This window comes from Pseudomonas sp. LLC-1 (genome assembly GCF_002992185.1).
GTDB lineage: Bacteria > Pseudomonadota > Gammaproteobacteria > Pseudomonadales > Pseudomonadaceae > Aquipseudomonas > Aquipseudomonas monteilii.
On record NZ_LUVY01000012.1, the window covers coordinates 297,878 to 311,495 of the forward strand.

The window sequence follows — 13,618 nt, forward strand, 5'->3', positions numbered from 1 at the left end:
TCAGATCACCTGGCGCTGCGCCTCGGCCTGCTCGACGCGATTGCGGCCATGGGCCTTGGCCCGGTACAGCGCCTGGTCGGCGCTTGCCAGCAGCGCGTCCAGGCTGGGGGCCGGGCGGTCGGCGTCGCAGCCGGCCAGGCCGATACTGACGGTAATTTGCAGGCGCTGGTCGGCCTGCACCACATGCAGGTCCTGTACGGCGCGGCGCAGGCGTTCGGCGGTGAACTTGGCCCGTTCTGGCGCAAGGCCCGGGAGAATGACGACGAACTCCTCGCCACCCAGGCGCGCGAGCAGTTCATCGTTGTGCAACTGGTCTTGCAAGGTGCTGGCGAACTGGCGCAGCACCTGGTCACCGACCGCGTGGCCGTGGGCATCGTTGATCGACTTGAAATGGTCGATGTCCAGCATCATCAGGGTCAGCGGCAGCGCCTGGGCATGCTGTTGGCGGCTGTCCAGCAACGCGTTGGCACGGCGGGTAAAGGCACTGCGGGTGAGCACGCCGGTAAGGTGGTCGATGGTCGCCTGGTGCGCCAGGCGGGCCATCAGGCTGCGGTTGGCCTGGCTGACGCAGGCCACCACCAGCGGGCCAAGCACCAGCATGGCGATGCCCAGGCGCGCCGACATCAGCGTGGTCACCCCTGGCTCGCTTTGCGGCACGCTAAAGTGCATGAGGTTTTGCGCCACCGCCACAATCAAGGTACTGCCGGCGGTGAGTGCCAGCAGCGAAACCATAAAGGGCGAATAGGTCCAGGCACACCAGAGCAAGGCGGCAATCGGGAAGGCAATGGCCCCGGGGCCGCCAAAGGCAATGCTGAACGCCAGCGAGGCCAGCAGCACCAGCAGCGGTGCCAGGCGGATGGCCTGGGCACCACCACGCACCAAGGCCCGCACCGAGGGCGCAGTCAGCAGCACCGGCAGCACCAGCACGCTGGTCGAGAACTGTTCGCTGAACCAGGCCAGCCAAGTGGCGCGCAACGATTGTTGGAACCAGGGCGCGGCCATCGCCGCGGCCATGCTGGCCGCCACCATGGCGCCAGCGGCGCAGGCGGCAAATACGCTGAGTACGCCGTGCGGGGTACGCATGCGTCGGTGCAGGCGCGGCAAGCGCGACAGCAATTGCCAGAGGGTCACCACCACGCCCAGGTTGCACAGGTTGAACCACAGGGCCGGGGCCCAGGCGCTGCCGCACAGCAGGTCGGCACCGACCATGGCCAGCCAGACGAGGCCAAAGCCGGTAAGCGTGGCCTGGCGAGGGTAGCGCAGCAGTACACCGGCCAATACGGCATTCACCGGCCAGAACAGCGACAGCGATTCGATCGGGCGTGCCAAGATGCCGCCCAGGGTGAGGGCAAAGGTCAGGCAGAGCAGAACGACGTAAGGCAACAAGCGCGATTGGGCAGCAAAAACCATGGGCTCGACCGGCAAGCGGAAACGAAATCCAGGACAACGCCTTGAAGCACCTGGGGCAATGACCCGCAGTGTGTTTCGTCAGGGCAGTTGATGTCAATCTGCCGCGATCGGTCGAGATAATGCCAAATTGCCTTCATTCCTCGATTGTGTCGTCACAGCCCGAAGAACCACGGCACCATCAACACGGTCACCAGCATCACCAGCAGGGTGAACGGTACGCCGATTTTGACGAAGTCGGCGAAACGGTACTGCCCCGGGCCCAGCACCAGCGTATTGACCGGCGATGACACCGGCGTCATGAACGCCGCCGATGCGGCCAACGCCACGGTCATGGCGAACGGGTAGGGCGACATCCCCAGCTGTGCTGCGGTACTGACAGCCACCGGCGCCATCAGCACCGCAGTGGCCGTATTGGAAATGAACAGGCCAATCACCGCCGTGACGGCAAACAGGCAGGCGAGAATGGCACTGGGGCCGGCCCCCCCCAGCACGCTGACCAGCCCGCTCACCGCTAGGTCGATGCCGCCGGTTTTCTGCAGCGCCTGGGCAAAGGGCAGCATGCCGACGATCAGCACCAGGCTTTGCCAATGAATGGCCCGATAAGCGCTGTTCATGTCGATGCAGCGGCCGGCGCCCATCAGCAGGCAGCCGATCAGCGCGGCCATGACATTAGGCACGGCACCGCTGACCATCAGCCCGACCATCACCGCCAGGCTCAGCAGCGCTTGCGGCGCGCGGGTGCGGGCGGGGGCCACCTGGTCGATTTCGGCAGGCAGGCTCAGCACCAGGAAGTCCCTGGGCTTGCTTTGCAGCTGGCGTACGGCCTTCCATGGGCCGACCACCAGCAGCGTGTCGCCAAGGCGCAGCTTTTCTTCCACCAGTTGGTCTTCGATCGCTGCCTGCTCGCGGCGCAGGCCGACCACGTTGAGGTCGAAGCGGGTACGGAAGGCCAGTTCGAGAATGGTCTTGCCAATCAGCTGCGACCCCGGTGGTAGGGAGACCTCGGCCATGCCCAGTTCCTGGGACTGGTCGATGAAATAGGCGGCCTTGAAGTGAAGTGGCTCCAGTTGCATGGTCTGGCACAGGCTGCGCAGGTCGTCGCGGTTGGCGAACAGGTCGAGCAGCAGCACGTCGCCCTGGTGCAGCACGGTGCTGGAGTCGGCAGCCATCACCCGCGTGGTGAACTTGTGCTGGCGTTCGATGCCGATCACGTTGGCGCCGTGCCGGGTACGCAGTTCCAGTTCGCCGAGGGTGTGGCCGATCAGCGGCGAGTGGGGGCGGATGCGCAGGCGCCGTTCGCGGCCGTTGAGCTTGTAGTCCAGCACCAGGTCCAGCAGTGTCCGGCGGGTTTCCACGCGGCCGTCCTTGCGCACTTCGCCGTTGAGCCAGTGGCGGGTCAGCAGCATGTAGCCGATGCCCAGCACCAGCACCACCAGGCCAAACGGGGTAAAGCTGAAGAAGCTGAAACCGGCTTCGCCATTGCGCACCAGCTCGCTGTGCACCACCACGTTGGGCGGTGTGGCCACCAGGCTGAGCATGCCGCTGATCAGGCCGGCGAACGCCAGCGGCATCATCAGGCGGCTGGGCGAGAGTTTCAGGCGTGCGGCAATACTGAGCACCACCGGGATGAAGATGGCCACCACGCCGGTGGAGCTCATGATCGAGCCCAGCCCGGCCACCGCCACCATCAGCAGCACCAGCAGGCGTGCCTCGCTGTTGCCGGCCCGCTCGCTCATCCATTCGCCGATGCGGTAGGCAATGCCGGTACGCACCAGGCCTTCGCCAATCACGAACAGGGCGGCGATCAGCACCACGTTGGGGTCGCTGAAGCCGGCCAGGGCCTGCTCGACGGTGAGGATGCCCAGTAGCGGCAGGGCGAGAATCACCAGCAGTGCGACCACGTCCATGCGCGGGCGGTTGATGACGAACAGGAGGATGACGATGGCCAGCAGGCCGAGGACCCAGAGCAGCTCTTGGTTCATGGGGAGGGGGTGTTCCTTCACACAGGGGCACGATAGACAGTAGCAGCCAGTGTGCCAGCTTGTGATGAAGGGGGTGTTGATGTGCTGCAGGGTTTGCCAAACAAAAGGGGCCGCATTGCGGCCCCTGGGGTCACCGGATCAGTGACGGTGACGGCGGTGCTTTTTGCTGCCGTTATTGTCGCCCAGGTGGTTGCCGATGGCACCACCGGCCGCGCCGCCCAGGCCGGCACCGACGGTAGAGCCGGTCTTGCCGCCCACCGCGCCGCCCAGCAGCGAGCCGCCGGCCGAGCCCAGGCCACCGCCGATGGCGGCTTCGGTACGGTTGCCCTTGCGTGCACCTACCGCACTGCCGGCTGCGCCGCCGAGGCCCGCGCCGATGGCCGCCCCGGTCTTGCCACCGATCGATTGACCGACAACGTTACCCAGGGCACCACCCAGGCCACCGCCAATGGCGGCAGTACCGTCACCGGCGAAAGCGCCCTGGCACAGCAGCAGGCCAAGGGCAAGGGAAGGCAGAGTCAGACGCATGATACGAACCTCAAAGAAATCATCAGGTTAAGGTGCCGCGCAACGGGCGGCGGGTCAGGGGTGCAAAGACGCTTCAGCGGTAGTAGCGGTCACCGCGATACTGGCGATTGTCATCGTCATCATCGTCGCGGTCATGGCGATGGTGGTGCCGATGGTCACGGTCGCGGTCACGCCAGCCATCGTCGTCGTCATGGTAGCGATGGCTGTGGCAGCCTGCGGTCAGCAGGACAGCAGCAACCAGCGAAAGGCTTGCAAGGCGGGTCATCACGATATAGGTCCTTGATCCGCAATGGTTTACAGGGCACTTGCTGAGACTGGGAATGATCCATTTGGTTTCCCTGGCAGGCAAAAATTTGTCGCGCCAGTGATGAGCGGCGTGCTTGTGGGCTGCTGTTCTGTCCCATTCGGTCATGGTCGAGCCGGTAATGCCCCTCTAGACTGTGGGGTAAGCCGCAGGCAAGACGGCAATCTGCCACACAGTGAATCATGATGATCGCCCATACCCCCACGTTGTTCGCCGCCGTTGCCTTGGTTGCAACCATTCTGGCCTTCTGCCTGTTGCTGGTCGGGCGCAGTAACCGCCGTGACAACCTTTTGCTCACGGGGTGCGGGCTGCTGGTGCATGCCCTGGCCTATGTCTGCTACACCGTCTACGCCCAGGCCCCGCTGTGGCTCAGCTATGGCCTGGGCAACAGCCTGTTGTCGCTGGCCCTGGCGTTCTATACGGCCAGCCTGTTCCGGGTGCGTCAGCAGGTGGTGCCTTGGCGCAGTATCTTCATTATCCCGGCGTGCATGCTGGTGGGGTTGATGCTGCTGCTCGATACGGTGGAGCCACGTATGCTGCTGGCAACGCTGGTGCTGATGCTGCAGTGTTCGATGATTCTGTACTGGGCGCGACGCTATGCCGAGCGGCCGGGCAAGGCCCACTTGCTGCTGCAGATCGGTGCGTTGATCAGCCTGGTCGGCCTGGGCATGCGTGTGGTGGCGGTGGCCAATGGCACGGCGGTGGAGTTGCGCTATGACACCAGCAACCTCAAGCAGAGCATTTCCGTGGCGATTGGCACAGCCACGGTGATGATGTATTCGATCGGGCTGGTGTTGATGGCCAAGGAGCGCAGCGAATCCCGCTTGCAGCACCTGGCCCTGCACGATGTGCTGACCGGCACGCTGAACCGCAGGGCGATCCTTGAGCGCTTTGCCGTGGAACTGGACCAGGCTCGCCAGCAGCAGGGCAGCCTGGCTGTGGCGATGATCGACATCGACCATTTCAAACGCATCAACGACCTGTATGGGCACCTGGCAGGTGACGAGGTGCTGTGCCATTGCGTGCGGCAGTTGCAACAGCGGCTGCGCCAAGGTGACTGCCTGGGCCGTTATGGTGGTGAGGAGTTCCTGTTGCTGCTGCCGGGCGCTGACCGCAGCGGGGCGATGGCTGCGCTGCAAGGGCTGCGTGAGGCCATTGCGCGCAACCCGGCGAGTTTTGCCGGTGACCAGATCGAACTGCGCTTCAGCGTTGGCTTGTGGTGCGGCGTGCCTGGGCTCAAAGACAGCACCGCCAGCCTGTTGGCCCAGGCTGACGCAGCGCTTTACCAGGCCAAGGCCGCCGGGCGCAATACGGTGCATATGGCGGCAATGGCCGAAGCGGGTTGAGTGCGAACAAGCATTCACGCGTGATGCCGGCCAGTGCTAGAGTCGCGTTCTTTTTTACCCTGAGGATGGAACATGCGTGCGATTCTGCCGATGGCCGCAGCACTGATGCTGGTCGGTTGTGCTTCTGCGACCATGGAGACGGCCCGCGGCGGCAAGCCGACGGCGCAGCTCGATTCGCACAAGGCACCAGAGCTGGTGGCCCAGTGCATTCAGTTCAGCTGGCAGGAAGAGAAGGTGTTCGGCGACGATGCCAGTGGCTATCTGGAGCCGCGCAAGCAGGGCGGGTTCACCGTGTATACCCGCGAAGCCGAAGCGTTCGTGGATGTTTACCCGCAGGCGGGTGGGGCGCGGGTTGACTATTACGCACAGAAAAATGACGGCGTGGCATTGCAGCGCCGGGCGGCAGCGGCTACCTGTTTGTAAGCTTGGAGTGGCCTGTTCTGGCCTCATCGCCGGCAAGCCGGCTCCCACAGGTGTTGCGCAAACCTTCAGCATTGTGCGAACCCTGTGGGAGCTGGCTTGCCGGCGATGGGCTGCAGAGCAGCCCCAGCGGCGCGAGCGGGGCTTTACAATTTTTAGCAAGGCAGTTGTGTCACAAGACGCGTGGTGACGGCTAGCATGGGCCGTTACCACTCAAGGACGACACCATGGATCGCTCACTGCAACTCAACCGTGCCAGCTGGGACGAACGCGCTCCGCTACATGCTGCCTCCAAGGACTACGAAGTCGAGCTTCTGGTCCAGCGCCCCGGGCACCTTTCCGAAACCGTCCGCTTCGACCTGCCATTGCTAGGCGATATCGACGGGTTGAACACCGTCCACCTGCAGTGCCACATCGGCACCGACACCCTCTCGCTGGCGCGCCTTGGGGCCAAGGTCTGCGGCCTGGACTATTCCGCAGCCTCGTTGGCCGAGGCGCGTGCACTGGCCGAGCGTTGTGCGGTGCCGATCGACTATGTCGAGTCCGACGTCTATGCCGCCGACAGCGTGCTGCCGGCAGGCACCTTCGATCTGGTTTATACCGGTATCGGCACACTGTGCTGGTTGCCCCGCATCGAGCCGTGGGCGCGTACGGTGGCAGCACTGTTGAAACCAGGCGGGCGGCTATTCCTGCGCGATGGGCACCCGATGCTGATGGCGGTCAACGAAGACCATCAGGACCGCCTACAGCTCGAATACCCGTATTTCGAGCACGAAGCGCCGACGGTGTGGCACAACGACCAGACCTACGTCGAAACCGACCAGCGCCTTGCCCACACCGAAACCCACGAATGGAACCACGGCCTGGGCGAAGTGGTGACTGCCTTGCTGGCGCATGGGCTGCAACTGAGGGCACTGGTCGAGCACCAGAGCATCCCCTGGGAGGCGTTGCCGGGGCAGATGGTCAAGGGCAGCGACGGTGAGTATCGCTTGCGCGAGCAGCCCGCACGTCTGCCCTTGAGCTACACCTTGGTGGCAATCAAGGCTTGATCAGGACAGGTAGCCGCCGTCTACATTGAGTGCCGTGCCGGTGGTGTAGCTGGACGCATCGCTGGCCAGGTACAACACTGCGCCGGCCATTTCTTTTGGGTCGGCCACGCGCTTGAGCGGGATCTGCTGCAGTGCGGCGTTCAGGATGGCGTCGTTCTTCACCAATGCCGAGGCGAACCTGGTGTCGGTCAGGCCCGGCAACAGGGCGTTGCAGCGAATGCCAAACTGGGCGCACTCCTTGGCGAAGACCTTGGTCATGTTGATGACCGCCGCCTTGGTTACCGAATAGATCCCCTGGAAGTGGCCGGGCGACACACCGTTGATGGATGCCACGTTGATGATGCTGCCGCCGCCGTGCTCGCGCATCAGCTTGCCGGCTTCCACCGACATGAAGAAGTAGCCGCGGATGTTCACGTCCACGGTCTTCTGGAAGGCATTCGGGTCGGTGTCCAAGACGTTGCAGAACTGCGGGTTGGTGGCGGCGTTGTTGACCAGCACGTCCAGGCGACCGAACTGCTCGCGAATACCGGCGAACACCTGTTGGATCTGCTCCAGTTCACCGATGTGGCAGGCTACTGCCGTGGCCTTGCCGCCGGCGGCGATGATGGCGTCGGCCACCTGCTGACAACCGTCGAGCTTGCGGCTGGAAACGATCACATGGGCCCCTTGCTGTGCCAGCAAGTGGGCGATGGCCTCGCCAATGCCACGGCTGGCACCGGAAACGAAAGCAATCTTGCCGTCGAGGTCGAACAGGTGGGTCTTGGACATGCTGTTTTCCTTCTTATCCGTCGTCGTGGTCGGTGCTCAGAGGCTGGACTTGGCAATGACCTGCAAGGTCATCTGTTCCAGCAAACGGTTCATGTGGATGAACTGGGCGAAGCGCTTGTCCTGGGTCTGGCCGTGGTAGTAGCGGTAGTAGATTTGCTGGACGATGCCGGCCAGGCGGAACAGGCCATAGCAATAGTAGTAATCGAAGTTGTCGAGCTGGATGCCCGCACGCTCGGCGTAGTAATCGACGAACTGGCGACGGGTAAGCATGCCTGGTGCATTGCTCGGCTGGCGGCGCATCAGTTGCACCGGTGCCGGATCGTCTGCCTCGATCCAGTAGGCAAGGCTGTTGCCCAGGTCCATCAGCGGGTCACCCAGGGTGGCCATTTCCCAGTCCAGTACCCCGATGATGCGCATGGGGTTGTCGGCGTCGAGGATCACGTTGTCGAAGCGGTAATCGTTGTGCACGATGCCGGGCTTCGGGTGGTCGGCGGGCATCTTGTCGTGCAACCAGGCGATCACCTGCTCCCAGCGCGGGGCATCTGGGGTCAGGGCTTTTCCGTAGCGGCTGGTCCAGCCCTCGATCTGGCGTTGCACATAGCCTTCCGGCTTGCCCAGGTCGGCCAGGCCGCAGGCGTTGTAGTCCACCTGGTGCAGCTCGACCAGGCGGTCGATGAAGCTTTTGCACAGGGCCTCGGTGTGGCTGGCGTCCAGGTTCAGTTCGGCGGGGATATCCGAGCGCAGAATGATGCCCTTGACCCGCTCCATCACGTAGAACTCGCCGCCGATCAGGCTGCTGTCGGTGCAGTGCACATAGGCCTTGGGGCAGTAGGGGAAGCCACTGTTCAGCTGGTTGAGGATGCGGAACTCGCGGCCCATGTCGTGGGCCGACTTGGCTTTCTGCCCGAACGGTGGGCGGCGCAGTACGAAGTCACGGCCCGGGTAGCTGACCAGGTAGGTAAGGTTGGAGGCGCCCCCCGGGAACTGGCTGATGCTGGGCAGGCCATCCAGGCCGGGGATATTGGCCTTGAGGTAAGGGTCGATGACGGCCGCGTCGAGTTCTTCGCCGGGGCGTACCTGGGTGGACTGGTCGGTGAGCGTCATGCGTTTTCCTTATTCTCGATCGCAAGGACTATTGGCTAATCTAATGGCCTGCCCAGGCTGGAACAAGCGTGCCAGGTGCCATATAGGTGCGGGTGTTGCCGGTGGATCACTGCACCGAATGCCGGGCAAAAAAAAACCGAAGCCGCGAGGGCTTCGGTTTTCGATCATCCGGTATCCCCAGCCCTCAGGACGGGAACAGCTCGCTGAGTTTCATCGACAGCATCATGTCGCCTTCAACGCGCAGCTTGCCGCCCATGAAGGCCTGCATGCCGTCGGTTTCGCCACTGACGATACCCTTCAGGGTTTCGCTGTCCATTACCAGGGTGCAGTTGGCATCCGGGTTTTCGCCTTCCTGCAGGTCGCAGGTGCCGTCTTTGACGATCAGCGCGTACTGCTTGCCTTCGTCGGTGATGTTGAAGCCGAACACCAGGTCCAGGCCGGCGGCAGCGGATGGGTTGAACTTCTCTTGCATCTTTTTGACGGCATCAGCTACGGAGGTCATGGCGCATTCCTTATAGAGTGATTTACACGTCCCCGCAGGGACACAACAAAGCCGGGCTTATCGGTAGGTGACAAACTCCGGCGCCCTCAACAGCTGCACATGGGCTTGGCTGTTGAAGGAAGCCAGTGCCACGTCGCGGCCGCGGAACTTCAGCTGGCTGAGCGACGTGTTGATGATCTGCCAGTTCAGCGCGAACGCCTGGCTGGGGGTGATACGGGTAACCAGGTGGAGCAGGGCGGCAATGGTACCGCCCGAGGTGAAAATGGCGATATTGTCGCCGCTGCCGGCGGTATCCAGCACGCGTTGCAGCCCACCCTGTACGCGGGCAGTAAAAGCGTGCCAGGTTTCGAGGCCGTCGTCGGCATGCTCTCCGTCGTGCCAGCGCTGCACCATCAGGGCGAACAGGCGCTGGAACTCGCTGCGGTGCTGCGCAGCATTGCGCAGGATGTGCAGGGCGTTTGGCTCTTGCGGCAGCAGCCCGGGCAACAGGGCGCGGATGACGCCGTCTGCATCGAACTCATTGAACGCCGCGTCGGTCTCAACCGCTGGCACCGGGCAGCCGTTGGCCTGCAAGGCCTCCAGGGCCAGGCGCGCGGTATCTTGCTGACGGCGCAGGTCGCCTGCCACGCAACGGTCCAGCTGCACACCCAGCTGGGCAAGGTGCTCACCCAGGGCCTGGCTCTGGCGCACGCCCACGGGGGAGAGGACGTCGTAGTCATCGGCACCGAATGAGGCTTGGCCATGTCGGATCAGGTAGAGGTTGCCCACGAAAGGTTCCGGCCTGTTGGAGGTTGCTGCGAGGTTAGGATGCGGCACACGGGCTGTCAACGAAAAAACATACAAGCGTTTGAAAAGGTTGTTTGAAAGATGTTGCCAGCGTTTGCACCGGCTGGCAGCACCTCGGGTGCAACGGTATGCTTGCAACAGTTACGCGCCGCCGTGGCGCAGGTATTTAAGGAGTCAACGTGGAGTTTCTTGCCGAATACGCAAGCTTTCTCGCCAAAACCGCCACCCTGGTCATCGCCATCCTGGTGGTGCTGTCAGCCATCGCCGGGCTGCGCGGCAAGGGGCGGCGCAAACCGGGTGGGCAATTGCAGGTCACCCGCCTGAACGAGTTCTACAAGGACCTGCGCGAGCGCCTGGAGTCTGGCCTGCTGGACAAGGCCCAGCTCAAGGCCTTGCGCAAGCAGCAGGCCAAGGCGGAAAAACAGCAGAAGAAGGGCAAGGCCGAGGAAAAGGGCCGGGTCTTCGTGCTGGATTTCGATGGCGACATCAAGGCCTCGGCCACTGAAAGCCTGCGTAACGAAATCACCGCGCTACTGACCCTCGCCACCCCGCGTGACGAAGTGGTGCTGCGCCTGGAGAGTGGCGGTGGCCTGGTGCACAGCTACGGCCTGGCAGCGTCGCAACTGGCGCGCATTCGTCAGGCTGGCATCCCGCTGACCGTGTGCATCGACAAGGTGGCCGCCAGCGGTGGTTACATGATGGCCTGCATCGGCGAGAAAATCGTCAGTGCGCCGTTCGCCGTGCTGGGTTCGATCGGCGTGGTGGCGCAGCTGCCCAACGTCAACCGCCTGTTGAAGAAGCATGACATCGACTTCGAAGTGCTGACCGCTGGCGAGTACAAGCGCACCCTCACCGTGTTTGGCGAAAACACCGAGAAGGGCCGGGAGAAGTTCCAGGAAGACCTGGACATCACCCACCAGCTGTTCAAGGACTTCGTTGCACGCTACCGCCCACAGTTGCACATTGATGAAGTGGCCACCGGCGAAGTCTGGCTCGGGGTTGCGGCCCTCAACCGAAAGCTGGTGGACGAACTGCAGACCAGCGACGAATACCTCAGCGAGCGTGCGCGCAATGCCAGCCTGTTCCACCTGCACTATGCCGAACGCAAGAGCCTGCAGGAACGCATCGGCATGGCGGCCAGCGGCACGGTGGAGAACACGGTGGTAGGTTTGTGGAGTAAACTCGGGCGTCTGCGCTAACACCTTGAACCCGTTGAAATTTTTTTTCGTTCAGGGGGTTGCAAGGTTAAAGGAATGAAGACATAATGGCGCCCATCGAAACGCAGCAAACTTTGAAAAAGGTTCAGCGTTTCAAGGAGATAGCAAAGCGCAAGCAGCTAGATCCGACCTTTGAGGCCGAGTAGCAAAGTGGTTATGCTCCGGATTGCAAATCCGTCTACGCCGGTTCGATTCCGACCTCGGCCTCCACCATTCGAAAACCCCGCAGATTAACGTCTGCGGGGTTTTTATTTGCGCGCTGGAAAATCTGATCGTTTCCGCTTGGGCGCTAGCCTTCAGGCAAGGTTACGCCACAGACAAAATCACGCGACCCCAGGCGATGCGAGCCGAACTCCACGACGTAACCTTCCCCTCGGCGCTTTGCCTCCGCTTCGGCCGTCTTCTGATCGGCATAGACATCGACGAAATGCCAGGGATGCCTGTCTCTCAGAACGCCCCATCCCAGAACCCAGCCCGCTCTGGAAGGATCTGGCGGTAGATGCTTGGCCAAGCTTCGAATCGACATGCCCATCTCCTCCTGTGTACAGGCCCGATGCTGCATCTTGAGCACTTATCTTGAACCGCGCCACCCATACGCGGGTCATCAGAAGGGAGGGTGGTAATGACGCCCCGGTTCCCTCACCACGTATTGAAATGTTCGCGAGCTAAAGTTGAGCTCAAGCCCATTCCACCAGCGAGGTTGTCAGGAAATGGATTATTCCAGCATGGTTGAAGCGTTGGACAAGATGTTGGAGAAAGCGGCTGTAACGCAGGCATGCGCGCAGGCACCCGCCAATGAAAGTCAGCGATGCATCCGTAACCATTCATCCGCGACGTCGCCCATAGTGGACGGCGTACCGCTCTTGATCCACGCCATGAAGGCTCGGTCGAACTTGAATGCCTGGCCACACTCGTCGAGCAGAAACTGACGCACCTTTTGCGTGTTGCGGTAGTGCTTGTCCAGGGGCGTGGTGCGGGTAATCGGCCCGGCGTGCCAGTCGAAGCTCATGGTCTGTTCCTTGACTATGAAAAAGGGCAAAAGCCCGTGAATGATCATCCACGGGCTTTGGGTCGTTCGAAATGATCGGCCTTCAGGCTATCAACCTTCGAACTGGATCACCATGCGGCCTTTGATCTTGCCTTCCAGCATCTCGTCGAAGATCTGGTTGATGTCCTCGATCGGCCGCAGGGTTACCTTGGGCACTACTTTGCCTTCAGCGGCAAACTGGAAGGCCTCTTGCAGGTCTTGCCGTGTGCCGACCAACGAGCCAACCACTTCGATCCCGTCCAGCACCAGGCGGGGGATATTCAGGTCCATGGACTCTGACGGAAGCCCGACGGCAACCAGGCGGCCGCCTGCGCGCAGCGCATCTACAGCTGAGTTGAATGCACCTTTGGCAACGGCCGTCACCACAGCGGCATGGGCGCCCCCGGTCTTGGCCTGGATGACCTTCGCTGCGTCTTCGGTGCGTGAGTTGATCACCAGGTCGGCGCCCATTTCGCTGGCGAAGCGCAGTTGCTCTTCGTTGACGTCAATGGCGATCACTTTGGCGTTGAACACGTTCTTGGCATATTGCAGCGCCAGGTTGCCCAGCCCGCCGAGGCCGTAGATGGCGATCCATTGGCCAGGGCGGATGTTGGAGATTTTTACCGCCTTGTAGGTGGTTACGCCGGCGCAGGTAACGCTGCTGGCGGCGGCGGAGTCGAGGCCGTCAGGTACTTTGACCGAATAGTCGGCTTTGACGATGCAGGCTTCTGCCATGCCGCCGTCCACGGTGTACCCGGAGTTCTTCACTTCGCGGCACAGGGTTTCGTTGCCGCTGGTGCAATAGTCGCAATGCCCGCACCCCTGATAAAACCATGCCACGCTGGCACGGTCGCCCGGCTTGAGCGAGGTAACGCCCGGCCCGACTTCCTGGACCACGCCGATGCCTTCATGGCCCAGCACGATGCCGGTCTTGTCACCGAAGTCGCCATTTTTCACATGCAGGTCGGTGTGGCACACACCGCAGCATTGCATCTTCAGCAGCGCTTCACCGTGTTCGAGGGGGCGCAGGGTTTTCTCAACCACATCCACGCGACGGCCTGGCGCAACAACAGCAGCTTTCATAAGAGCCTCCGTGTCTATCCGAGTGAGCTTGGGTTATCGCTGGGTTAGCATAGCCCTTGCGTGGCCGGGCAAAACTGCTTCAGGTCATGATC

At 62.4% G+C, this 13,618-nt stretch carries 15 protein-coding genes and 1 tRNA gene; 5 read left to right on the top strand and 11 right to left on the bottom strand.

Translation table 11 applies throughout. The features are described from left to right. The 4 genes from A0O30_RS12220 to A0O30_RS12235 form a co-directional block, all read right to left on the bottom strand. Positions 1-1,425, bottom strand: a complete 1,425-nt coding sequence (locus A0O30_RS12220; RefSeq protein WP_105946662.1) for a GGDEF domain-containing protein — start codon at positions 1,423-1,425, stop codon at positions 1-3. Positions 1,426-1,562: 137 nt separating this feature from the next. Beyond that, complete coding sequence (locus tag A0O30_RS12225; protein WP_105946663.1) at positions 1,563-3,392, bottom strand: SLC13 family permease; 1,830 nt, start codon at positions 3,390-3,392, stop codon at positions 1,563-1,565. A gap of 138 nt (positions 3,393-3,530) precedes the next feature. Then, a complete protein-coding gene (locus tag A0O30_RS12230) occupies positions 3,531-3,920 on the bottom strand; it encodes a glycine zipper domain-containing protein (protein WP_025753699.1) in 390 nt (129 codons plus the stop codon). A 73-nt stretch (positions 3,921-3,993) separates the two neighbouring features. Further along, on the bottom strand, positions 3,994-4,185 hold the full coding sequence (locus A0O30_RS12235) for a hypothetical protein (RefSeq protein ID WP_105946664.1): 192 nt from the start codon (positions 4,183-4,185) through the stop codon (positions 3,994-3,996). Between the two features lie 224 nt (positions 4,186-4,409). Between A0O30_RS12235 and A0O30_RS12240 the strand changes: the two genes are divergently transcribed. The 3 genes from A0O30_RS12240 (at position 4,410) to A0O30_RS12250 (ending at position 7,039) form a co-directional block, all read left to right on the top strand. After that, a complete protein-coding gene (locus A0O30_RS12240; protein ID WP_105946791.1) occupies positions 4,410-5,570 on the top strand; it encodes a GGDEF domain-containing protein in 1,161 nt (386 codons plus the stop codon). A gap of 72 nt (positions 5,571-5,642) precedes the next feature. Next, positions 5,643-5,993: a hypothetical protein gene (locus A0O30_RS12245; protein ID WP_016498900.1), complete on the top strand. Its 351-nt coding sequence runs from the start codon at positions 5,643-5,645 to the stop codon at positions 5,991-5,993. Positions 5,994-6,217: 224 nt separating this feature from the next. Next, positions 6,218-7,039 carry a bifunctional 2-polyprenyl-6-hydroxyphenol methylase/3-demethylubiquinol 3-O-methyltransferase UbiG gene (locus A0O30_RS12250; protein ID WP_105946665.1) on the top strand — a complete coding sequence of 274 codons (822 nt, stop codon included), beginning with the start codon at positions 6,218-6,220 and terminating at the stop codon, positions 7,037-7,039. Here A0O30_RS12250 and A0O30_RS12255 read toward each other — a convergent pair whose 3' ends face one another. From A0O30_RS12255 to A0O30_RS12270, 4 genes are all read right to left on the bottom strand, one after another. After that, a complete protein-coding gene (locus tag A0O30_RS12255) occupies positions 7,040-7,807 on the bottom strand; it encodes an SDR family oxidoreductase (protein WP_105946666.1) in 768 nt (255 codons plus the stop codon). Positions 7,808-7,843: 36 nt separating this feature from the next. After that, a complete protein-coding gene (locus A0O30_RS12260) occupies positions 7,844-8,911 on the bottom strand; it encodes a phosphotransferase family protein (protein WP_105946667.1) in 1,068 nt (355 codons plus the stop codon). A 184-nt stretch (positions 8,912-9,095) separates the two neighbouring features. Beyond that, the gene (locus tag A0O30_RS12265) at positions 9,096-9,413 is read right to left on the bottom strand and encodes an SCP2 sterol-binding domain-containing protein (RefSeq protein WP_016487959.1); all 318 of its coding nucleotides are present in this window, start codon (positions 9,411-9,413) and stop codon (positions 9,096-9,098) included. A gap of 57 nt (positions 9,414-9,470) precedes the next feature. Continuing rightward, positions 9,471-10,181 carry a histidine phosphatase family protein gene (locus tag A0O30_RS12270; RefSeq protein ID WP_105946668.1) on the bottom strand — a complete coding sequence of 237 codons (711 nt, stop codon included), beginning with the start codon at positions 10,179-10,181 and terminating at the stop codon, positions 9,471-9,473. A 197-nt stretch (positions 10,182-10,378) separates the two neighbouring features. Here A0O30_RS12270 and sohB point away from each other — a divergent pair, with 197 nt between their 5' ends. Continuing rightward, on the top strand, positions 10,379-11,398 hold the full coding sequence (gene sohB / locus A0O30_RS12275) for a protease SohB (protein ID WP_105946669.1): 1,020 nt from the start codon (positions 10,379-10,381) through the stop codon (positions 11,396-11,398). Positions 11,399-11,552: 154 nt separating this feature from the next. Next, positions 11,553-11,626, top strand: a tRNA-Cys gene (locus A0O30_RS12280). A 79-nt stretch (positions 11,627-11,705) separates the two neighbouring features. On the opposite strand, the gene A0O30_RS28010 is transcribed toward A0O30_RS12280, so the two are convergent. The 3 genes from A0O30_RS28010 to adhP form a co-directional block, all read right to left on the bottom strand. Continuing rightward, positions 11,706-11,942, bottom strand: a complete 237-nt coding sequence (locus A0O30_RS28010) for a hypothetical protein (protein WP_081717231.1) — start codon at positions 11,940-11,942, stop codon at positions 11,706-11,708. Positions 11,943-12,218: 276 nt separating this feature from the next. Then, on the bottom strand, positions 12,219-12,425 hold the full coding sequence (locus tag A0O30_RS12290) for a DUF6434 domain-containing protein (RefSeq protein ID WP_105946792.1): 207 nt from the start codon (positions 12,423-12,425) through the stop codon (positions 12,219-12,221). Positions 12,426-12,515: 90 nt separating this feature from the next. Further along, the gene (gene adhP, locus A0O30_RS12295) at positions 12,516-13,526 is read right to left on the bottom strand and encodes an alcohol dehydrogenase AdhP (RefSeq protein WP_105946670.1); all 1,011 of its coding nucleotides are present in this window, start codon (positions 13,524-13,526) and stop codon (positions 12,516-12,518) included. Positions 13,527-13,618 lie beyond the last annotated feature (92 nt).

Bases quoted from the DNA above. Each gene is read 5' to 3' on its own strand.
- A0O30_RS12225 (WP_105946663.1), bottom strand. From the start codon at position 3,392: ATGAACCAAGAGCTGCTCTGGGTCCTCGGCCTGCTGGCCATCGTCATC.
- A0O30_RS12230 (WP_025753699.1), bottom strand. From the start codon at position 3,920: ATGCGTCTGACTCTGCCTTCCCTTGCCCTTGGCCTGCTGCTGTGCCAG.
- A0O30_RS12235 (WP_105946664.1), bottom strand. From the start codon at position 4,185: ATGACCCGCCTTGCAAGCCTTTCGCTGGTTGCTGCTGTCCTGCTGACC.
- A0O30_RS12240 (WP_105946791.1), top strand. From the start codon at position 4,410: ATGATCGCCCATACCCCCACGTTGTTCGCCGCCGTTGCCTTGGTTGCA.
- A0O30_RS12245 (WP_016498900.1), top strand. From the start codon at position 5,643: ATGCGTGCGATTCTGCCGATGGCCGCAGCACTGATGCTGGTCGGTTGT.
- A0O30_RS12250 (WP_105946665.1), top strand. From the start codon at position 6,218: ATGGATCGCTCACTGCAACTCAACCGTGCCAGCTGGGACGAACGCGCT.
- A0O30_RS12255 (WP_105946666.1), bottom strand. From the start codon at position 7,807: ATGTCCAAGACCCACCTGTTCGACCTCGACGGCAAGATTGCTTTCGTT.
- A0O30_RS12260 (WP_105946667.1), bottom strand. From the start codon at position 8,911: ATGACGCTCACCGACCAGTCCACCCAGGTACGCCCCGGCGAAGAACTC.
- A0O30_RS12265 (WP_016487959.1), bottom strand. From the start codon at position 9,413: ATGACCTCCGTAGCTGATGCCGTCAAAAAGATGCAAGAGAAGTTCAAC.
- A0O30_RS28010 (WP_081717231.1), bottom strand. From the start codon at position 11,942: ATGTCGATTCGAAGCTTGGCCAAGCATCTACCGCCAGATCCTTCCAGA.
- A0O30_RS12290 (WP_105946792.1), bottom strand. From the start codon at position 12,425: ATGAGCTTCGACTGGCACGCCGGGCCGATTACCCGCACCACGCCCCTG.
- adhP (WP_105946670.1), bottom strand. From the start codon at position 13,526: ATGAAAGCTGCTGTTGTTGCGCCAGGCCGTCGCGTGGATGTGGTTGAG.